Source organism: Nocardia sputi (assembly GCF_023501985.1).
In genome coordinates this window covers 127706-147363 of record NZ_JAMFLC010000007.1, presented here as the reverse complement: position 1 = coordinate 147363, position 19658 = coordinate 127706, and the positions used below count along the sequence as shown (strand labels likewise).

20 protein-coding genes are annotated in these 19658 nt (G+C 67.9%); 8 read left to right on the top strand and 12 right to left on the bottom strand.

Features of this window, described 5'->3' with window-relative positions; all coding sequences use genetic code 11:
- Positions 1–31: 31 nt before the first annotated feature.
- Both M8859_RS12440 and M8859_RS12435 read left to right on the top strand, forming a co-directional pair.
- Positions 32–619 carry a TetR/AcrR family transcriptional regulator gene (locus tag M8859_RS12440; protein ID WP_249644238.1) on the top strand — a complete coding sequence of 196 codons (588 nt, stop codon included), beginning with the start codon at positions 32–34 and terminating at the stop codon, positions 617–619.
- Positions 620–770: 151 nt separating this feature from the next.
- Complete coding sequence (locus tag M8859_RS12435; RefSeq protein ID WP_195070630.1) at positions 771–1577, top strand: LLM class flavin-dependent oxidoreductase; 807 nt, start codon at positions 771–773, stop codon at positions 1575–1577.
- Positions 1578–1584: 7 nt separating this feature from the next.
- On the opposite strand, the gene M8859_RS12430 is transcribed toward M8859_RS12435, so the two are convergent.
- Positions 1585–2208, bottom strand: a complete 624-nt coding sequence (locus tag M8859_RS12430; protein ID WP_236565630.1) for a LysE/ArgO family amino acid transporter — start codon at positions 2206–2208, stop codon at positions 1585–1587.
- Between the two features lie 74 nt (positions 2209–2282).
- Between M8859_RS12430 and M8859_RS12425 the strand changes: the two genes are divergently transcribed.
- The 3 genes from M8859_RS12425 to M8859_RS12415 all read left to right on the top strand — a co-directional run bounded on the left by M8859_RS12425 (position 2283) and on the right by M8859_RS12415 (position 5146).
- Positions 2283–3164: a LysR family transcriptional regulator ArgP gene (locus tag M8859_RS12425; protein ID WP_159928305.1), complete on the top strand. Its 882-nt coding sequence runs from the start codon at positions 2283–2285 to the stop codon at positions 3162–3164.
- Between the two features lie 167 nt (positions 3165–3331).
- On the top strand, positions 3332–4081 hold the full coding sequence (locus M8859_RS12420) for an LGFP repeat-containing protein (protein ID WP_159928307.1): 750 nt from the start codon (positions 3332–3334) through the stop codon (positions 4079–4081).
- A 54-nt stretch (positions 4082–4135) separates the two neighbouring features.
- Entirely contained in the window at positions 4136–5146 is a 1011-nt protein-coding gene (locus M8859_RS12415) for a zinc-binding dehydrogenase (protein WP_195070631.1), read from the top strand.
- Positions 5147–5718: 572 nt separating this feature from the next.
- Here the strand turns inward: M8859_RS12415 and M8859_RS12410 are convergent.
- On the bottom strand, positions 5719–6615 hold the full coding sequence (locus M8859_RS12410; RefSeq protein WP_159928311.1) for a Sco1979 family transcriptional regulator: 897 nt from the start codon (positions 6613–6615) through the stop codon (positions 5719–5721).
- Positions 6616–7039: 424 nt separating this feature from the next.
- On the opposite strand from M8859_RS12410, the gene M8859_RS12405 reads away from it, so the two are divergent.
- The 3 genes from M8859_RS12405 to M8859_RS12395 all read left to right on the top strand — a co-directional run bounded on the left by M8859_RS12405 (position 7040) and on the right by M8859_RS12395 (position 9316).
- Complete coding sequence (locus tag M8859_RS12405; protein ID WP_201295321.1) at positions 7040–7507, top strand: hypothetical protein; 468 nt, start codon at positions 7040–7042, stop codon at positions 7505–7507.
- Between the two features lie 175 nt (positions 7508–7682).
- The gene (locus tag M8859_RS12400) at positions 7683–8606 is read left to right on the top strand and encodes an SAM-dependent methyltransferase (RefSeq protein WP_159928313.1); all 924 of its coding nucleotides are present in this window, start codon (positions 7683–7685) and stop codon (positions 8604–8606) included.
- Between the two features lie 5 nt (positions 8607–8611).
- Positions 8612–9316 carry a DUF6081 family protein gene (locus M8859_RS12395; protein WP_249644237.1) on the top strand — a complete coding sequence of 235 codons (705 nt, stop codon included), beginning with the start codon at positions 8612–8614 and terminating at the stop codon, positions 9314–9316.
- 72 nt (positions 9317–9388) lie between these two features.
- Here the strand turns inward: M8859_RS12395 and M8859_RS12390 are convergent, their stop codons facing one another.
- The 10 genes from M8859_RS12390 to M8859_RS12345 form a co-directional block, all read right to left on the bottom strand.
- Positions 9389–10291 carry an oxygenase MpaB family protein gene (locus M8859_RS12390; protein ID WP_195070632.1) on the bottom strand — a complete coding sequence of 301 codons (903 nt, stop codon included), beginning with the start codon at positions 10289–10291 and terminating at the stop codon, positions 9389–9391.
- Between the two features lie 97 nt (positions 10292–10388).
- Positions 10389–11033: an Rv1363c family protein gene (locus tag M8859_RS12385; RefSeq protein WP_195070633.1), complete on the bottom strand. Its 645-nt coding sequence runs from the start codon at positions 11031–11033 to the stop codon at positions 10389–10391.
- 8 nt (positions 11034–11041) lie between these two features.
- Positions 11042–12220, bottom strand: a complete 1179-nt coding sequence (locus tag M8859_RS12380) for an MCE family protein (protein ID WP_159928321.1) — start codon at positions 12218–12220, stop codon at positions 11042–11044.
- On the bottom strand, positions 12217–13341 hold the full coding sequence (locus M8859_RS12375; protein WP_159928323.1) for an MCE family protein: 1125 nt from the start codon (positions 13339–13341) through the stop codon (positions 12217–12219). Before M8859_RS12375 ends, M8859_RS12380 begins: the two co-directional genes overlap by 4 nt.
- Complete coding sequence (locus M8859_RS12370; protein ID WP_236565631.1) at positions 13338–14426, bottom strand: MCE family protein; 1089 nt, start codon at positions 14424–14426, stop codon at positions 13338–13340. Before M8859_RS12370 ends, M8859_RS12375 begins: the two co-directional genes overlap by 4 nt.
- Before the next feature lie 11 nt (positions 14427–14437).
- Positions 14438–15448: an MCE family protein gene (locus M8859_RS12365; protein ID WP_372492906.1), complete on the bottom strand. Its 1011-nt coding sequence runs from the start codon at positions 15446–15448 to the stop codon at positions 14438–14440.
- Positions 15448–16470 carry an MlaD family protein gene (locus M8859_RS12360; protein WP_195070634.1) on the bottom strand — a complete coding sequence of 341 codons (1023 nt, stop codon included), beginning with the start codon at positions 16468–16470 and terminating at the stop codon, positions 15448–15450. Before M8859_RS12360 ends, M8859_RS12365 begins: the two co-directional genes overlap by 1 nt.
- 1 nt (position 16471) lies before the next feature.
- Entirely contained in the window at positions 16472–17911 is a 1440-nt protein-coding gene (locus tag M8859_RS12355; protein WP_195070635.1) for an MlaD family protein, read from the bottom strand.
- A 6-nt stretch (positions 17912–17917) separates the two neighbouring features.
- Positions 17918–18781 carry an ABC transporter permease gene (locus tag M8859_RS12350; RefSeq protein WP_159928329.1) on the bottom strand — a complete coding sequence of 288 codons (864 nt, stop codon included), beginning with the start codon at positions 18779–18781 and terminating at the stop codon, positions 17918–17920.
- Positions 18782–18783: 2 nt separating this feature from the next.
- A complete protein-coding gene (locus M8859_RS12345) occupies positions 18784–19602 on the bottom strand; it encodes an MlaE family ABC transporter permease (RefSeq protein WP_249644252.1) in 819 nt (272 codons plus the stop codon).
- Between the last annotated feature and the right edge of the window lie 56 nt (positions 19603–19658).

Below are 19658 nucleotides of genomic sequence, written 5' to 3'. Positions count from 1 at the left end.
TAACATCATTGACAAGCGCTACTGTAGACCCGTGGAACCGAAACGTCGAGCCGCCGCGGAAACCAAGGAGCACATCCTGGTCGTCGCACGGGAGCTGTTCTACCAACAGGGAATTCGCGCGACCGGCGTGGATCGCGTCGCGGCCGAGGCCGATGTCGCGCCGCCCACCCTGTACCGGCTCTTCGGCTCCAAAGACGATCTGGTCGCCGCGTACCTGGAGCGGGAGGACCGCCACTACCGGGAGTGGTTCACCGCGGCGGCCAGCGGGGACGGTCCGCGCGAACGCATCCTCGCCCTGTTCGAGGCGCTGGCCGAACAGGTCCGTCCCGAATCCTGCCGCGGTTGCCCCTTCCTCATCGCGCTCGGTGAGTTCCCGGACCACGACCTGCTCGGCCACCAACACGCCGTCGCGATGAAGAGCTGGGTGCGCGCCCAGTTCGGCACCCTGGTCGGCGAACTCGCGGCGTGCGCGCCGATCCCCGATCCGGACGCGCTGGCCGACCAGCTGATGCTGGTGATGGAGGGCGTCTACGCGACAACGCAGGCGTTCGGCGCCACCGGTCCGGCCGCCCGGTCCCTCCCGTTGGTCGAGGCATTGCTGCCCCGCGCATCGGCCTGACCGAAGCGCGACCGCTGTCGCAGGAACGGACGCATCCGCGCGTCGAACAACGGAATCATTGGCGCGCAGCGGAATCGAGATGAGCGTACAGAGCATCGACTCGAGCGACCGGAACATTGGCGTGGGCGGCGCGACTTCGTAGCGTCGAGGCATGACGTTGGAAATCGGCACCATCCTGCCCACCTCGACCCCCGATCCCGCGCGTCCCATCCTGCGCGACGTGCGGGCCGCCGCCCGTCTCGCCGAGCAGATCGGCATCGACTCGGTCTGGTCCACCGATCATCTCGTGGCCAGCGCGCCGATCCTGGACAGCACCGTGGTGCTGGCCACCGCCGCCGCCGTCACCGACCGCGTCCGCATCGGCTACGGCGTGCTGCTGCTGGCGTTGCGGCCGGTCGCGTGGGCGGCCAAGCAGATCGCCACCTTGCAATACGTCTCCGGCGACCGGCTGATCCTGGGCGTCGGCACCGGAAACCCGGCGCACGGGGACATCGGTTGGCGCGCGGCGGGCGCGCCGTTCGCCGAGCGCGGACGGCGCACGGACGAGGCGTTGCGCGTACTGCCCGACCTGGTCGCCGGGCGGCAGGCCACTCTCCCGGACGGCACGGAGGTCACCCTGGCGCCCGGCGCGACCATGCCGCCGCTGCTGGTAGCGGGTGACGGCGAGCGTGCTCGTCGACGCGCCGCCGCCTATGCCGACGGCTGGGTCGCCATCGGGCTCGAACCCCGTCAGATCAGCGCGAGCGTGGTGGAATTGGCCTCGCTCGCCGACGAATACGACCGCAAGCCGCTCACCGTCACGATCGTGGCGCCCCCGTTGGCCACCGATCCCGGCCATGCGGCCGAGCAACTGGCCGCCTACGCGGAGGCGGGCGCCGAACGCGTCATCCTCGCCCCGACGGGAGCGGAGTGGCGCGCCGACTACGAGTTCGCCGCGAAGATCAAAGAACAGCTGTGATCGCGGCTCACCCGGTGCACAGCAGTACCAGCCCGAGGGCGAGCAGCACCGCCGCGATCACCGTATCCAACACCCGCCAGGCGAGCGGACGGGTGAACAGCGGCCCGAGCAGCCGCGCGCCGAAACCCAGTGCGGTGAACCAGAGGACGCTGGCCAGCATCGCTCCCGCGCCGAGGAACCAGCGATCGGGGCTCGCGTAGGTGCTGGCCAAGGAGCCGAGCAGCACCACGGTGTCCAGATAGACGTGGGGGTTGAGCCAGGTCAGCGCCAGGCCGGTGGCCACCGTCGCACCGAGCGCCGCGGTGGCACCTGCCGGTTCGGCGATCAGCGCGGCAGAGCCGAACGCGCGCCGGGCCGCCAGGACCGCATAACCGATCAGGAACGCCGCGCCCGCGTAGCGAGCCGCCACGAGCACCCCGGGGGCAGCCTCCACCACCACACCGAACCCGCCGATCCCAGCGGCGATCAGCACGATGTCGGACAGCGCGCACACCGCGACCACCGCCGCCACATGCCTGCCGCTGATTCCCTGGCGCAACACGAACGCGTTCTGCGCACCGATCGCCACGATCAACGACAGGCCGAAGCCCAAACCGGACGCGGCCGCTACCGCCGCGGAGGAAACGCTCACGTCCAGCGACGCTAGGACCCCGGCAGATATCCAGGCAAGCTAAAGATTCTTATCCATCATTAGAATTCCTTGATATGGATCTCCAGCTCGACCAGCTTCGCGCCCTCGACGCCGTGATCACCGAGGGCACTTTCGAGGCCGCGGCACGGCGGTTGAACGTCACGCCGTCGGCGATCAGCCAGCGGATCAAGGCGCTGGAAGACGCCGCGGGAAGGATTCTCGTGCAGCGCGCGAAACCGGTGACGGCCACCGAATCCGGGTTGGCGGTACTCCGGCTGGCCAGGCAGATCCAGTTGCTGACCGGGGACGCCGCACGCGAACTCGGCGGCGAGCCCTCGGACGGGCCGATCCGGGTGCCGATCGCGGTCAACGCCGACTCGCTGGAGACCTGGGTGCTGCCCGCGCTCGGCCGCGCACCGCGCGGGGTGTGCTTCGAGATCCACCGCGAGGACGAGGAACACACCACCCGGCTGCTGCGCGACGGCACCGTGATGGCGGCGATCACCTCGACCGCGCGGCCGGTGCAGGGTTGCAAGGTCGAGCGTCTCGGCGCGATCCGCTACCGGCCGATGGCGACCCCGGAGTTCACCGCCACCTGGTTCGCGGCGGGCGCGACGGCGAAGTCCTACGCCACGGCTCCAGTTGTGCTGTTCGACCGCAAAGACGACTTGCAGGATCGGCTGCTACGCAGACGCAGTCGCAAGCCGCTGGATCCGCCGCGCCATTACGTGCCCTCGTCCACCGGTTTCGCCGAGGCGGTCCGGCTCGGGCTCGGCTGGGGCATGCTCCCCGACCTGCAAACCCGCGAGGACCGAGTCACCGGCCGCCTGGTCTCGATCGACCCCGGCGTCGTCGTCGACGTCCCGCTGTACTGGCAGCAGTGGCGCCTGGACTCTCCCGCACTGAGCGCCGTCGCCGCCACCATCGCCGCCGAGGCGGCGAACGTGCTGCGCTGACACCGGCCGGGACGATCCGGATTCACCGGGGCGCGGCACGACACCGGCCGCCCCGAGCACCGCGTATCCGTCCGCGACGGGGCACAGCGGGGTAAGTTCGATCACCGCACGCCGACCACATCTTCAGCTCCCTTTCGCACCCGACACCCAGATGCACAGGAGTTCCCTTGGCACGGCACCGTCGCCCGCATCGCTCGCGCGCCCGCGCGGCATTCGCCAGCGCCGCCGCGCTCGGCGCACTGCTCACCGGTAACGGGACCGACGCGGCCGCACGCCCGATCGGCCCCTACGACGTCGGCGGGGCGATCGAAGTCGAATACGACCAGGCAGGCGGGCGGGCGTTCTTCGGCGATCCCGTGAACCCCGAGTCTCCCGCCGCACGCGGTGGCCGCTATCAAGCGTTCGAGCGATCCTCCTCCATCTACTGGCATCCCGACACCGGAGCTCACCAGGTCGGCGGCGCCATCCGCGACAAGTGGGGCAATCTCGGTTACGAGGGCGGATCGCTCGGCTACCCCGTGACCAGGGAAGCGGCGACACCGTCGAAACCCGGTAGCTACAACGTCTTCCAGAACGGCTCCATCTACTGGTCCCTCGGCACCGCCGCACACCAGATCGGCGGCGCCATCCGGGACAAATGGGGCTCCTACGGCTGGGAGAGCAGCCCGCTGGGATTCCCCATCACCGACGAGTCCGCCGCCCGCGCCCGCGGCGGCCGCTACAACCTCTTCGGCGGCGGCGCCATCTACTGGTCAGCGCGCACCGGCGCCCACGTCATCTGGGGATCCATCCGGGAGTCCTGGGAAGCCGCGGGCGGCGAATCCGGCCGCTACGGCTACCCCACCAGCGATGAATACGACTTCCAGAACGGCAAAGCCCAGGACTTCGAGGGCGGCCGCATCACCTGGACCCCCTGACCAGGGGACTCGCAGCACACGAAGCAACCGACCGTCCGCGGAGGAGTTTTCGACATGCTTGCTGGACGACTGTATCCGCGCGCCACCAACGGGCGGCGATTCCGCCTGGAGGAAGTACCGGTGCCGACCCCTGGACCGGGCCAGGTACTCATCGAGGTCGCGGCCGCCGGTGTCTGCCTATCGGATGTCCACCTCATCGAGGGCGTGCTTTCGCCGATGTACCTGGCCGACGATGCGGTCACTCTCGGACACGAGGTCGCGGGCACGGTGCATGCCCTGGGCCCGGACGTCCGGGGTCCCCGGCCCGGCGATCGAGTGTTGCTGCAGGCAGGTGAGATCCGCGACGGCAAGACCTACACACGAGGCGTGGACTACGACGGCGGCTGGGCGGACTACGCACTGGCCGCCGTGGACACCGTGGTGCCCATTCCCGACGATCTGCCCTTCGAACAAGCCTGTTTCATCCCCGACGCGGTTTCGACGCCGTGGGCTGCCATCACCCGCACCGGCCAGGTCCGGGCCGCCGAGTCGGCGGGCGTCTGGGGCGTCGGCGGGCTGGGCGCGCACGGGGTCCAGTTGCTCCGGCTGATCGGCGCCGCACCGATCATCGCCGTCGACCCGCTGCCCGCCGCGCGGCAGCGTGCGCTCGCATTCGGCGCGGACCTCGCGCTCGACCCGTCCGACCCGGACCTGCCGAAGAAGGTGTACGCCGCCACGGAAGGCGCGGGACTCGATGCCGCGTTCGACTTCGCGGGCGCCGCGCACGTCCGCGAGCAAGCCGTCGGTTGTCTCGCCGAGGAAGGACGCCTGGTGCTGGTCGGACTCACCGACAAGCCGATCACGATCACGAACGGCACCATCTTCAGCTTCCGGCAACAGCAGCTGCGCGGGCATTACGGCTCCGAACCGGATCACGTGCTCGAACTGGTGCGCCTGCGCCGCGCCCATCGCATCGATTTCGCCGGGTCGGTCAGCGCCGTCCTCCCGCTCGCGGAAGCGGAGGCAGCGGTGCACGCGCTGGAGAACAAAGAAGGCGACCCGATCCGGATCGTGCTGACGCCGTGAACTCTCGGCAATCCGGATGTCGGAACGTGTTGTCACCGGCTCCGCCGGCGACCCCAACTCGCGTTGGGGCCGCCGCGGCCGAACCAGCCAGTGCCCGAGCCGATCGTCAGACCCCGACCTCGACAGGGATACTGCCACATGACAGCGGCCGCGTCGCATCGGTGATCGTCCATCGGTACGTACATGCGCGCGTGCATGTGCATGGACGCCACCGCCACCGAAAACAGGGAATATCGAGGTAGCCGAGTGGCGATTGATAACAGCTCCGCATCGTCGAAGGGCTTACGATGCCGAACTGTTATCTGCGGATAATCTCATTCCGTCGAGTTCGTCCCGCGTGCAACGGATTTCATGCCTCAGCACGAGTAACCCCCTCGGCATCTGACAGATTCAGCGGAGCAGACTCACATCGAGCCGACCGGCCGGTTTCTCGAATGCTCCGCGGAGACCGCGCCCGAGGGCTCACATCACCGCCTGCGAAGGCGCGGATTACCCGATCGGCAAACTATCCGCGCACAGGGAAGCACACCAAGTCGAGCGCGGAGGCGGGGCCTGACGCCGCCGCCCGAGTCCTAATCGCCCGTCCGCATCTCGGTGAGCAGATCGCGTAGGAAACGAATGCTGTCGACCGGAGACAGCGCTTCTACGCTGATCCGATTCATCACCGACATGTACAGCTCGACATCGCGCTGCTTGTCGAAATACAACGAGCTGGTGAGCTGCTCGGTATAGACGATGTCGGCCAGCTCGGGTTCGGGGAAACGAAGGATGCTGAAGGGACCGCCCGCGGCCGAGTGCCCGCCGGCCGAATACGGCAGCACCTGAATCCTGATGCTGGGGCGGTCGGCCATCGTGAGCAGATGCTCGATCTGCTCCTGCAGCACCTCCACCCCGCCGACCGGCCTGCGCAGCGCGCTCTCGTCGATGACCGCCCAGAGCGTGGGGGCGGCCACCCGGTAGAGGATCCGCTGGCGGCGCATACGGATGGCGACGCGGCGTTCGGTCTCGTCGGTGTTGCCCAGCTGGATCACCGCGCGCGCGTAGTCGGCGGTCTGCAGCAGCCCGGGAACGAATTGCGCCTCGTAGGTGCGGATGGTGGTGGCGGCCTGTTCCAGGCCGATGTAGGTCTCGAACCACGCCGGGAGCAGATCGCTGTAGTGCTGCCACCAGCCCGGGTCGTTGGCCCGGCGAGCCAGCTCGAAGTACGTTTCACGTTCAGCCGGGTCGACAACTCCGTAAAGAGTCAGCAGGTCGTGCAGATCGCGTTCTTTGAATCCGGTCCGGCCCAGCTCCAGCCGGCTGATCTTGGCGTGCGATCCGCGGATGGCGTCGCCCGCGGCCTCCCTACTGATCCCGCAGCCCTCGCGCAGCTGACGCAACCGGCTGCCGAGCGCGATCCGCAGGACGGTCGGACCACGTTCCGCCGCAGGGAAATCCGCGTGGTCACCACTGTCCTCGTCGTTCGTCATGCATGCCTCCGGCCGATCGGGGGTTAGACCGCGGGGCGTTGTGCCTCCACCATCACAGCTGTCTGAAACGTCGGTTGACGATCCTACTCGGCCCCACCCTGGCGCCGATTCCGCCGCGAGCGCGTGGCGGAGATTGTGTTCGCACGCATGGATTCGCAAGAGCGACAATGCAATATCCCGACCTGAATCGCCCGCGAGCTGGGACGGGTGTGCGTAGAGTCGCCCCCGACGGCGGCCACGCGGAGGAGAAGCGCCATGACGTCAGCACAGGGATCGGCCCGCTCGGCGGGCGCGGCCCCAGATGGTGCTGCACGACCCGGTGGCGCGGCGGCCCCCGCTGCGGCCGCCGTGGCCCGGCGACCGTCTCGTCCCCGGTGGCGTCGGTCGCACGAGTCAGCACCCGTCACCCACCACGGAGCCCGCCATGACATCGAACGACGTGCAGATCACCGATCAGGACATCCGAGACAAGCTGACCGGCATCCTCGGCTTCACCAGCATCGACCTCGCGACGTCGAAAGACGGCGTGAACTGGTGCTCGAACGCGTTCTTCGCCGCGCTGAACGGGGATCCGTTCCGCTTGACGCTCGTGCTCGAGTCCGGGGGGCGTACGTTGGACAGCCTGCGAGCCAATCCGAGCATCGGGGTCAAGGTCGTCCCCGAGGGTTTCCTGAACCCGTTCGCACAGGGCTTGGGCACGGCCGTGGTCCGGGCGGAGGCGAGCGAGCGAGAAGAGACCTTCCGGACGCTGTTACGGAAGGAGCCGCGGGTCGAACCGTTCCTGTCCACGCCCATCGAGGCGGTGGCGGTGCACATCCACTGGTGGCGAGTGACACATGTGCAGGGCGGATGGTTGCCCGGGCGGGTGCTGCACCGGCCCGGCGCGTCCTGAGTCGAGCACGTCATCGAGATGAGTACCGACCGGTCTTGATGCGCGATCGTATTCGGCGCGACAGCCGATCGATCCCACGAAATCAGCACTGGCCGAACGAATCCGCACGGATTGCTCGGCGATGCGGCGGACCCTAGGCTGTGAGCCAGGCTAAGGAAACTAGAGAGAGGTCTCCATGCCCGATTCCGCTCCCCAGACCGGTGTCCGCGCCCCGGTCGGCGTGGACACGACCCGCGCGAGCATCGCTCGCGTCTACGATGCCACCTTGGGCGGCAAAGACAACTACGAAGTCGACCGTTACGTACGCGACAAAGTCGCCGAAGTCGCTCCGCGGCAGAGCGAAGTCGCCCGCATGAACCGCCGGTGGCTGCACCGGGTGGTCCGGTACCTGGCCGGGACGGTCGGTATCGACCAATTCCTCGACATCGGCGCGGGTCTGCCGACCGTCGGCAACACCCACGAGATCGCGCAGCAGGAGAACCCCCGGGCGCGCGTCGTGTACGTCGACAACGACCCGGTGTGCAACATCCACGGCCGCGTGCTGCTCGAGCGCAACGAGTACACCCATTTCGTCCCCGCGGATCTGACCGAGCCGAACACCCTGCTGGCGCACTCCGAGGTCACCCCGCACCTCGACCTCACCCGCCCGCTGGCGCTGATCCTCTGCGGCATCCTGCATCACGTCGACGACGACCTCGATCCCGCCGGAATCATGCGTCAGTACATCGATGCGCTGCCGGTCGGCTCCTATGTCGCGATCACGCACTTCTACGATCCCGCCGACGGCGGCGAGGCCCACGACATGGCCATCGAGCTCCAACGACGTTTCACCGAAATGGGTTTGGGCTCCGGCTGGTACCGTACCCGCGAGCAGATCGCCTCGTACTTCGGCGATCTGGAACTGATCGAGCCGGGTCTGGTCGAACTCGACGACTGGTGGCCGATGGGTCCCGCGATACGTCCACGGCTGACCGAGGAACGTCTCCTACTCGGGGGTGTCGGCTACAAATCGTCGAACGGCGTCGTGACCACACTGCGCCGCCGGGCGACCGAGCACGACCTATCGGATTCCGCCGAGAACGGCTCGGCTGAAAGGTAAACGCGATGACATACGACGACCTCAACGGCCCGGAGCTGCGCGAAGACCGGTGGCGTTTCCTGGAGGTCCCGCTCGGTGCCGACCAGACCTGGCGCTACGCCGATCCGGCCGCACACACCGAGGTCGGCGAGGGCACCGTGTCGCTCCGGATCGACGCTTTCACCCGATCCCACGCCGAAGTCCAGATACTGGACAATCCGAAGCATCTGCTGGTGTCGACCGAGGCGTTCGATCTCACCGCCGGAGCGCGGACCTTCGCCGTGGAGATGGCCGCGGAGAACATCGACGTCACCGGCGAGGACTACCGCGACGGGTTCGCCGCGTTCAACGTCCTCGACATGAGCAGCGCCCAGGTCTTCGATCTGATCGCGACCGGCAAGCACGCGTACGCCATCCACGAACGGCTGTTCGTGCCCGGCGTCGTCCCCCAGGAAGAGGCGTTCACCCACGTGGTGCACGCGCCGCTGGCCGGGGTCGACATCAAGCCCGGCGAGTTCCACCGCTACGCCGTCACCATCGACCGTACAGCGGGCACCGCCGACTGGTACGTGGACGACTCCCCCGTGTACACCACGCGCGCGCCGCAGCTGCCGGAGACGGTGCAGATCGGTTTCGGCATCATCACCTTGCATCCGATCGAAGACGGCCGCAGCACCTCGCTGCGCGGGCAGGGCCTGCACGGGTCCTGGCGCAACTTCACCGTCGACTGACGGCCTTCCCGGCCAGGGCACTTTTCAGCGCCCCGGTCACGTGGTCCCCGGTCCGTCCGCGGCGGTTTCGGCTCAGATCAGGTTCTTCTGTCTGCGGATACGGCGGCGGATGTCGGCCATCAGGCCATAGGTGCCGCCGTGGCGCACGAACCGCGGGATGAACCGGTTGACGAACGCGACGAACACGAACAGATGCTCGAAACGTCGCTGGTCGGCAGCGGTCCATTCGACCCGCATCTGCTCCCGGAAGAGCGGGGCGAGGAACCCGATCGTGAGGAAGCGCAACAGGTTTCGGAACGGCAGCCGCAGCGTCCAGTGGATCATCCGCAGGTCGAGCAGATCGTTCAGATAGCCGCGCACGTAGTCGTCGATCGCCACGTGGGCGCAGGCCTCGTTCCAGTACCGGTCGAAGTCCGCCCGGGTGGCCGGCCACATGTCCTCGGTGACCTGCAGCGTGGTCCCCAACGTCGAGGACGAGCGGTAGAACGCCTCGGCCTGCTCGTCGTCCATCCGGCCTTGCAGCAGCTGGTAGGTGTCCTCGAAGCCGATGTACAGACACGCCGCCACCCACAGTTGCAGGTGACGATCGAACGCGTTGTATCGCACGGGCGCACCCGGCGCCGAGTGCACTTGGCGATGGGCGACGTTCACCGCTTCGCGGTAGGCCTCGCGTTCCTCGTCGGTGCCCAGGATAGCGACGGCCAGATACTGGGTGGTGGTGCGCGCCCGCTTCCACGGGTGCTTCATCAGCGACCCGGACTCGACTTTGCTCTCGGCGACACCGTAACCGACGCCAGGGCGGGCCATCTGCATGACGACATTCGCCGCCGCGCCCGCGAAGGACCAGAAGTCCAACGCGTCGGTCAGCTTTATCGGGCGCTTTGTAAGCGGCCGATGGGCCGCGTCGACATGGATCCGGGTGCGATCCTTGGTCAGCGGCACGGCGCCGTTCGATGGTTCTGCCACAGCGGACATGACGGTCCTTCCCTTGTCTTCCCTACACCTCGCGCGACCCGGCTCAGCCGCGTCGGCGACAGCCGTGTGCGTCCGCTGCCGTGTCGCCGCGGACAGTTCAGGGCAGCCGCGGCGGCGCCAGCGGCGAGTTGACCTTGTTCACCAGCCAGCGATCGCCCGACTTCTCCAGGCGCAGCACCATCGACAGCTGCCCGGGCGCGGGCTTGCCCTGGGTACCGAGACTGGTGATGCTCTGTCCGATGACCACGATGGCCTCGGCGGAGCTCTCATCGGCGGTGCGAATGGCGCACTGCACGTCGTTCGTCTTCGACACCACCTCGCCCTGGGTCAGCACTTCGCGCAATTCGCGGCTGGTGGAGTCGAATTGCTTCTTCCAGTCCCCGGTGGCGCCGTCGAGCACCGCGGCGAAATACGCGTCGAGATCCTTCGCGTCGTAGTTCGCCAGCACCGGTGCGTACCGGCAGGCGGCGGTACGAGCCTGATCCTGGGCTTCCAGCAGGTCTTCGTTGTTCTTGTTCTGGACGAACCAGAAGGCCGCCGCCGCGACCGCCAGGACGAGCGCGGCCGCGGTCGCAGCGCGCACCACCAGGGTCGCGCGGGGTCCCCCCAACCGGCTCCGCAGCCGGGGCCGGCGCGCACCGGAGTTGTCGGCGGCGTCGTCCGCCGCGTTTTCGGGCTCGCGCACCTCGGTCGCGGTCGTGTCCTTCGTTTCGTCGGTGTTCTCGACGTCGGTGTCGCTCATCGTTTCTCCTAGTTGCCGGGAGCGGGTCGGGACAGTTCGTCGCCGGTGACGCCCGGCGGCGGTCCGGACCCGTTGTCCGGCACGTTCGGCCGCGGCGCGTTCGCCGAACCGCGGATCTGCAGCGCCGGGTCGTCGGTGACGCAGTAGTTGTAGAGACGCACGCGCGTGTCGGTCATCTTCTGGGTGGGCACCACCGGGATGGTGTCGTACTCGCAGGTCGGTCGCGGCCAGATGTCGACCATCGTGTGGAATGCGTTGTCGTGCGCCGGGATGCCCAGCGCCTCCGAACCGGCCCGCAACGCCGGGAAAAGTGCGGCGATCGCGGGCTCACGGAGTTTGGCGGCTCTGGTGATCGCGACGAAATTGGTGACCAGATCGGTGATGGGGTCCTGCGTGCGGGACACGAACCCGCCGAGGGTGGCCAGTTGGCCGGGACCTTCGTCGAGCAGGTGACGCACTTCGCGGTCGGCGGCGCTCAACTGCTCGAACAGCACCCCACCGGCCCGCGTCAACGTGGCTAGGTCCGGTTGGGCGTGGGAGGTCGTCTCCGCGATGATCTCGAGATTCTCGATCAGCTGCCGGGTCTGCGGCAGCAGATCGGTCAACCCGGCCATGGCCCGGCTGATCCCGGAGATCATGTTCCGCAGCTGGTCCGGCCCGCCCGCCAGCGCTTTGTCGAGTTCGTCGATGATCACGTTCAGCCGATCGGGGTTCATGCCGCCGATGAGCCCGCTCAGATTGGTCAGCATCGACTGCACCGAGACGGGCACGGACGTGCGGGATCGGTCGACCAGCGCGCCGTCGGTGAGATACGGCCCGGTGTCGGCGTCCGGCCGGAAGTCCAGATACTGCTCGCCCGCCGCCGACAGCCGACCGACCACGACCGTGCCGCCGACCGGGATCTTCGCCGTAGCATCGATTTCGGCGATCGCGGCTACGCCGGAACCGGACGCTGTCACCTCCCGCACCGACCCGACCCGGGTGCCGCGGAAGGTGACGTCGTTGCCCGGTAGCAGCCCGCCGGAGGACGGCAAGTCCACCGTGACCGCGTACGTGCCGCGCATCGGGTCGATCCGCAGCACCACCGCGCCCAGGTAGGCCGCGCCCGCCAGCAGCACCACGACCAGACCGAGATTCGCGACGGCGACACGGCGACGGACCAGCCATTGCCACAACGGTGGATTCATCGTCCGCCCTCTTCCTGCTCCGGTTGCCGCGGCGGACTGGTGACCCGGCCGATCACCTTCTCGATGACCTGGGCCAAGCTGCCGATGAAGGCGGGCACGTCACCGAGTTCGGGCAGTCGGCTGCCGGACGGGTCGGTCAGTGCGCCGACGCTGAGGTAGGACACCGTCGCCGCCACCGCCAGCACCGGCCCGTCCAGGCTGCCCATCAGCGACGGGTAGATCGTGTGCAGCCCGTCGAGCGTGCCGCCCAAGTCGTTGCCCATCTGGGTGAAACCCGACATCAACTGCTGGATGCTGTCGAACAGGCTCACCGCTTGCGGTCCGGTGGTCTCGGTGAAATCGCCGAGCGCCGTCATGGTCACCGACACCTTGTCGAGCAGATCCACGATGGCCTGGTTGTTCTCGGCGAGCAAGGCGAGCAACTGCGGGAAGGTGTCCGCGGCGGCCCCGAGTTCGGCCTTGCGCCGGGCCAATTCGCCGGTCAGGACGTTCATTCCGGTCAGAACGTTGTCGATGTCGTCGGTGCGCGCGTTCAGCGCGGCGATCACGGCGGTCAGTTCGGTGATCAGGTGGGCGAGTTCGGGAGCCCGGCCGGCGAACATTGTGTTCAGCTCCGCGGTGATCTTCGCGGCCTGATTGATGCCGCCTCCGTTGATCAGCATCGACACCGACATCATCAGCTGTTCGACCGACGCGGCCGCCGCCGTGTGATCGGCGCCGATGGTGTCGCCCGCCGACAAGAACTCTGCGCCCTCGGTGGCAGGAGGCAGCGTCATCGCGACGAAGATGTCGCCGAGTGGTGTCGCCTGACGCAGCTCCGCGGTGGTGCCGCGCGGCAACTGGATGTCCTCGCGGATGAGCATTTCGACGTCGGCGAGAAAGTTGGTGGTGCTGATGCCGGTGACCACGCCGATGTCGGTGCCGCCGATCTTCACGTGCGCGTGGTCGGGCAGGTTGAGCGCGTCGCGGAAGGTGGCGTGGATCGGGTAGCCCGGGGCGCCGAGCCCCGGCTTCGGCATCGGCAGATTCGAGACGCCGACGCCGCAACCGGTCGCCCCGCCGACAGCCGCCACGGTCACCACGGCGGCGGTGATGCGCTTCAGCGCGGTCGCCCGGTTCATTCTGCGATCCCGAGCAGTGCGGCGGTCAACCCGAAATCGGGACCGAAATCCTGCGGCTTCCCGGTGCGGCAACCGTCGAGGCGCAGCTGGATTCGTTCACAGAACTGGGATACGACCTCGTTGTCCAGCACCACTTTGTCGGTCAGCGCGTGCAGGCGCAGCGCCTGGTGTTCCCGGCTGACCGCGTTGGACAGGTTCTCGAACAGCAGCGGCCCCACATCGATGATCTCGGTGAGCCCGCGGGCGTTGGCCCGCATCTGCGCGGTGATCGCGGTGAAACGGTCGAGCGCGCCGGCCAGCTGGTCACCGTTGCGGCCGACCAGCGTCGAGGTGTTCGTGACGAACTGATCCAGTTGCTCCAGCACCGCCTGCAGACCGGGCGCCTGTTGGCCCAGCAGAGCGATCAACTCGGTGAGCCTGCCGCTGAAATCGCGAACCGTCTGGTCATTCTGCGCGATGATCTGGGTGATCTCGGTGAGCTTGATGATGGTGTTGGAGATCTGGTCGGCATTCGCGAAGGACACTTCGAACGCGGCCGACAGCGCGTCCAGGGTCGCGCGCAGCCGGTCGCCGTTGCCGTCCAGCAGCGGGAACAGCACCCGGCTCGCCATCGGGCCGTTGTCCGGATCGCCCTTCAGCGCGGCGCCGAGCTGATCGAAGTTCTGCAGGATGCGGTCGAGCTCGACCGGTGTGCGGGTCCGCGTGAGCGGAATGTGCGTGCCGTCGGTGAGCACCGGTCCGCTACCGCTGTAGGCCGGGGCGAGCTCGACGTGCCGATTGGTGATCAGTTGCGGTGACACCAGCGCGGCGATCGCGTCGGCCGGAATCGCCACCCCCTTGTCGAGACTCATGGTCACCTGGACATAGCTGCCCTTGGCTTCCACCGTGTCGACGCGGCCGACCGGCACACCGAGCACGGCCACCTCGTTGCCCGCGTACAAACCGGCGACGTTCTCGAAATCCGCGCTGATCCGCAGATGTTCGCCGAGATAGCGGTCGGGCAGCGTGGTCAGGCTGTCGGGCACCAGCGAGCATCCCGCCGCCAACAGGGCGGCCGCGCACACCGCCGTGGCCTTGCCCAGCATTCGCATTCTCCTCACTTGCACCCCTGTACGGCTTGGGCGAAACACAGCCAGTTGTCCGGGAAGAACCACGGCGCCCACACCTCGCCGTAGGGACCGTTGCCGGTCACATTGGTGAACTGCCGCAACGTCACCGGCATGATCTCGTAGAGCCGGTCGAGGTTGTCGCGGTTCTTCGCCAGCCCCTCCGACATCGTGTTCAGGTCGTGGATCAGCGGCTCGAGCTGGTCGTTGTTCTCCAAGCCCATATCGCGCAGCAGGCCCGACAGGCTGGCGACGTTGTCGAGCAACTGCCGCAGCAGCGCTTGGCGCTTCTGCACCGCGGCGCCGATGGCCTCGCCGCGGGTCAGCAACAGCAGCACGCTGTTCTGATTGTCCGAAACCAGCTGGGAGACCTGATCGAGGCCTTTGAGCAGCGCGTCGACCTCGTCGCGGCGATCGTCGACCACCTTGGCCAGCGCGCCGATGCTGTCGAGCGCCTGCACGGCCAACTGCGGAGAATCGCCCAGCTGTTGGTTCACCGCGTCCAGTGCCTGCCGTAGTTTCCGCGGATCGATGCGCTCGATCCGCTCGAACGAATTCTTGTACTGCGGATCCTGGATCACCTTGCTCAAGTTGTACGGCACGGTCGTGTTGATCAGGCGAATCCGGTTGCCCGGCAGGCCCTTACCATCGCCGGGCAGCAGATCCACGTGCAACCGGCCGAGGATGGTGGACATCTCGATGGCCGCGCGCGCGTCCGGCCCCAGCCGCAGGTCGCGACGGACGCGCAGCTCGACGACGACCTTCGGCCCCTCCAGACGCACCGATCGCACCGCACCGACCTCGATACCCGAGACGTCCACCGTCGCACCCGGGCGCAGGCCCGCGGCTTGCGCGAACTCGGCCTCGATCGTCTTGTCCCCCAGCCGCGCCTGTTTCAGCACGCTGGAACCGACGAGCAGAGCAGCGACGAGCCCGGCCGCGAGGAGCCCCAGCCGCAGATGCCGGTTGCGCAGGAAACCCGGCAGCCGCAATTTCTCGATCACCGGCAGACCTCCGAATGCGAATCGCCGCCCACCTGTGAGAACAGTCCCGGTGGCAGCAGCACGCCCCACAGCGAGATGTCGAGGCTGCACAGGTAGGCGTTGCCGTATGCCCCGTAGCCGGTGAAGCGGGCGATGCCGTTGAGCACCGTGGGCAACTCCACCGCTGCCTGGTCCAGCGAGGCGCCGTTGAGCAGCAGCAGCGCCACACCCGTCGTGGCTTCCCGCTGGGCGGTCGCCAGCCCCGGCTTGACCTGCATCACCAAGCGGGTGAGCGAGTCGGTGGTGCCCGCGACCCGGTCGACGGAGTGCTTCAGGCTCTCGCCCTGCGCGTACAACCCCTCCATCAGCGCGCGCGCCTGGGTGAGCAGCGTCTCCAGCTCGCCGCTGCGATGGGCCAGACCGGTCACCACACTGCTGAGGTTGCCCAGCACCTCGCCCAGGATCTCGTCCCGCTGACCGAACGTGCCCGCCAGCTGCGCCGCCTGCGTGATCAAGGCGCTGAGCGACACCTGGCTGCCCTGTAACGCCTGGATCAGCGTCTCCGACAACGAGTTCACCTGATCGGGTTGCAGCACGCCGAACAGCGGCTCGAACCCCGACAGCAGCGCGGACACGTCGAACGAGGGCTCGGTCCGCTCCAGCGGGATCTGCGCGCCCGCCTCCAGCACCGTCCCCGCCCCATCGCCCGCGGCCAAGGCCACGTAGCGCTGCCCGATCAGGTTCTGGTAGCGGACCATCGCCTTTGTCGTCGTGGTCAGCCGCTGCCCGTCCTCGAGCCGGAAATCGACTCTGGCCAGGTACCCGTCGGTGAAGTCGATCTTGTCCACCCGGCCGATCCGCACGCCCGCCGCGCGGACGTCGTCGCCGACGCGCAAGCCGAGCACATCGGAGAACACCGCCGAGTAGGGCTGGGTGCGCCCCTCGACCGATCGCTGCAAAGTGGACCAGATGGTGTAGGTGAGGGCGATCGCCACGACCGCGAACAAGCTGAAACCGATCAGCGCTCTGGTGGATCTCATCTCATCGCCCTCCGTTGCCGGGAGCTTGCTCGGACACGGTCACCGAGCCGCCCGCGAGGACCGGGGTCAGCAACAGCAATTGCGCGACGGTCGGTCGGCCGCCGACGATCGCCGCGACGGCGTCGGCGCCGCGCAGGGCGATCGGCCGGGCGGTTCCCTGCGGCGCCGGACCGGGCTCCGCGGGTGCGGGGGCGCCTGGCCCGGGCAGGCCGGGCAACGACAGACCCGGAATCGCGGGCAATCCCGGAATCGCGGGCAGGCCGGGGATTTGAAGAACAGGTTGCTCCGGCTGCGCCGCGGGGATCGGCCGTGGCCCCGCCGCGTCGAGCCATCCGGGCAGCAACTGCGGCGGGAACTGCTGCGGCGGCGCGGTATCCGGAACAGACGCGCCGAAGCAGCGCGGTCCGTACCGGTCACCGTAACGCGGGCAGTCCGCGGCGGTGTACTGCTGGAACGGCGTGAAGGAGACATCCATCTTCCACACCATCTGCTTCATCGGACCGAATCGGAAAGTGGTGGCCAGCCGCTGCAACGCGACGTTCAGATTCCGCGCCGTGTACGGGATGGCCTGGGGATCGTCGGCGAGGTTGCCGAACAAGTCGTCCAGGCCTGCCACCAGGAACTTGCCCGCATCGGGATTGCGGGCGAACAGCGCGTTCACCGAATCCACCGTCGCGTTGCCCGTAGTCAGCAGGCTGATCAGCTCGGCACGGCGTTCGGCGAGAGTTCGCGCGCTGGTGACCGACTCCGAGAGCAGTCCGACCAGATCGGGCGCGGACACGCTCAGCGCTACCGAAGCGCGTCCGAGATCACCCAGCAGATCACCGATTTCGGGAATCCCGCGCACCTCGGTGAGCCAGTGGTCCAGTCGTTGGATCGTCGAGCCCGGCGCCCGCGCGGCGGGGTCCAGCGCGGCCGACAGCGTCGCGAGCACTCGGCCGAGTTTCTCGGGCTGGATGTTGTTCAGCACGTCGCGTAGCACGTTCAAGGTGGTCTGCAACGCGACGGTGGCCGAGCTCGTGTCCTCCGCGATGGTCGTGCCCGCGCGCAGGCTACCGGTCCCCGGCTCGTTGTCGAGCAGTTCGATCGCGGTGACGCCGAACAGATTGTTGGGGATGACCCGCGCCGTGACATTCGCCGGAATGGTCGATACAACGCCCGGTTTCAGATCGACGCTCGCGTGCTGCCGCGCGCCACGCGCCACGACGTCCACACCGGCGACGCGGCCGACCACCATGCCGCGGAACTTCACGTCGGCGCGGCTGGGCAACCCGTCACCGGTACTGGTGAGGACTACGGTCACCGGGACCTTGTCCTCGAAGTGACCGGTGTAGCGCAGCGCCAGCAGATACAGCAGCGCGGCGATCGTGGTGAGCACGGCGAGCCCGTAGAGCGTCAACTGCCGGCCGGAGGGCCCGCGACCGCTGGGATCCAGGATCATCGGCGCTTACCCCGAGATCCGGAATCCGGGATCGATGCCCCAGATCGTCAGGGTCAGGAACAGATTCGCGAAGACCATCACGACGATCACCATCTTGATCGCCTGCCCGGCGGCCACCCCGACACCCTCGGGGCCGCCGGTGGCAACGTAGCCGTAGTAGCACTGGATGAACGTCGCGAGCAGGACGAACACCACGACTTTCAGCAGGGAGAAGAACACGTCCGGTCCGATCAGGAACTGGAAGAAATAGTGGTCGTAGGTGCCCGCCGCGGTGCCGCCCAGAAACAGCACGGTGATCTTCGTCGTCAGGTACGCGGTGGCGAGACCGATGCTGTAGAGCGGGATGATGGTCAGCGTCGCCGCGATCATCCTGGTGCTGACCAGATACGGCAGCGGACGGATGGCGATGGATTCCAGGGCGTCGATCTCTTCGGAGATGCGCATCGAACCGAGCTGCGCGGTGAAGCGGCAACCGGCCTGGATCGCGAAGGCCAGCGTCGCGAGGATCGGCGCCAGCTCCCTGGTGGTGGCGAAACCGGAGATCGCGCCGGTCAGCGGCGACATGGTGAGGAGGTTCAGCGCCGTGAACGACTCCATCCCGACGATGATCCCGCCGAAGGCGCACAGGATCACCACGACGCCGATCGTGCCGCCGCCGACGATGAGCGAGCCGTTGCCCCAGCCGACGTCGGCGATCAGCCGCGCCACTTCCTTGCGATAGTGCTTCAGCACGAAGGGGATCGCCACGACCGCTCGAACGAAAGTGAAGGCCTGGTGCCCGATGCGCTGATTGGCGTGCACCGGAACCATGGCGGCTTTCCCGACGGCCCGCACCGGCTGCATCGCGGGCGGCGTATAGGTGCTGGCCATGCTCACACCACCTTCGTCGGGAACAGCGTGTTGTACAGCTGGGTGAGGATGATGTTGGTGGCGAACAACATCAGCGCCGAACTCACCACCGCGGAGTTCACCGCGTTCGCGACGCCGCCGGGACCGCCGTGGGCGTGCAAGCCGATGTCGCAGGCGATCACCGCGGTGAGCATCCCGAAGATCGCGGCCTTCGCCAGCGCGACCAGGAGGTCGTTCGCGACCGCGAAGGAGGCGAACGAATTGATGAACGAGCCCGGCGTCCCGGATTGGGCGTAGACGTTGAACATGTAGGCGGTCGCGAAGCCGACGAAGACCACGAAGCCGCAGAGCAGGACGCTGACCAGCACCGCCGCCGCCAGCCGCGGCGCGACCAAGCGGCGCACCGGGTCGACGCCCATCACCATCATCGCGTCGATCTCTTCCCGGATCGTCCGGGAGCCGAGGTCGGCGCAGATCGCGGAGCCCACCGCGCCCGCCACCATCAGCGCCGACACCAAGGGCGCGCCTTGACGGATGATGCCGAGACCGGCCACCGCGCCGATGAACGTCGTCGCGCCGACCTGGTTGACGAGCGCGCCGACCTGGATGGAGACGACCACCGCGATGGGAATCGCGACGAACACCGTCGGCGCGGCCGAGACGTTCGCCATGAACGCGCACTGCTTGATGAATTCCTGGTAAGGGAAACGACGGCGCACCAGAGAGACGATCAGTTGCGCGAGCGCTTCCCGGCCGAGCATGACTTGCCGCCCCAATGTCTCGAGCGATCGCTGCGGGTGCCTGCGCCACAGCCCCGAGACGCTGTCGACGATCTTCTCCAGCTCGCTCGCTCCGCCGACAGGGTCGGCGGGCCCGCGATGGAGGGTGGGGACAGTCA

Excerpts from the sequence above, each read along its gene's own strand:
- M8859_RS12370 (WP_236565631.1), bottom strand. The coding sequence starts at position 14,426 with ATGCTGGGCAAGGCCACGGCGGTGTGCGCGGCCGCCCTGTTGGCGGCG.
- M8859_RS12360 (WP_195070634.1), bottom strand. The coding sequence starts at position 16,470 with ATGAGATCCACCAGAGCGCTGATCGGTTTCAGCTTGTTCGCGGTCGTG.
- M8859_RS12415 (WP_195070631.1), top strand. The coding sequence starts at position 4,136 with ATGCTTGCTGGACGACTGTATCCGCGCGCCACCAACGGGCGGCGATTC.
- M8859_RS12400 (WP_159928313.1), top strand. The coding sequence starts at position 7,683 with ATGCCCGATTCCGCTCCCCAGACCGGTGTCCGCGCCCCGGTCGGCGTG.
- M8859_RS12355 (WP_195070635.1), bottom strand. The coding sequence starts at position 17,911 with ATGATCCTGGATCCCAGCGGTCGCGGGCCCTCCGGCCGGCAGTTGACG.
- M8859_RS12425 (WP_159928305.1), top strand. The coding sequence starts at position 2,283 with ATGGATCTCCAGCTCGACCAGCTTCGCGCCCTCGACGCCGTGATCACC.
- M8859_RS12375 (WP_159928323.1), bottom strand. The coding sequence starts at position 13,341 with ATGAACCGGGCGACCGCGCTGAAGCGCATCACCGCCGCCGTGGTGACC.
- M8859_RS12405 (WP_201295321.1), top strand. The coding sequence starts at position 7,040 with ATGACATCGAACGACGTGCAGATCACCGATCAGGACATCCGAGACAAG.
- M8859_RS12435 (WP_195070630.1), top strand. The coding sequence starts at position 771 with ATGACGTTGGAAATCGGCACCATCCTGCCCACCTCGACCCCCGATCCC.
- M8859_RS12410 (WP_159928311.1), bottom strand. The coding sequence starts at position 6,615 with ATGACGAACGACGAGGACAGTGGTGACCACGCGGATTTCCCTGCGGCG.
- M8859_RS12385 (WP_195070633.1), bottom strand. The coding sequence starts at position 11,033 with ATGAGCGACACCGACGTCGAGAACACCGACGAAACGAAGGACACGACC.
- M8859_RS12380 (WP_159928321.1), bottom strand. The coding sequence starts at position 12,220 with ATGAATCCACCGTTGTGGCAATGGCTGGTCCGTCGCCGTGTCGCCGTC.
- M8859_RS12390 (WP_195070632.1), bottom strand. The coding sequence starts at position 10,291 with ATGTCCGCTGTGGCAGAACCATCGAACGGCGCCGTGCCGCTGACCAAG.
- M8859_RS12350 (WP_159928329.1), bottom strand. The coding sequence starts at position 18,781 with ATGGCCAGCACCTATACGCCGCCCGCGATGCAGCCGGTGCGGGCCGTC.
- M8859_RS12395 (WP_249644237.1), top strand. The coding sequence starts at position 8,612 with ATGACATACGACGACCTCAACGGCCCGGAGCTGCGCGAAGACCGGTGG.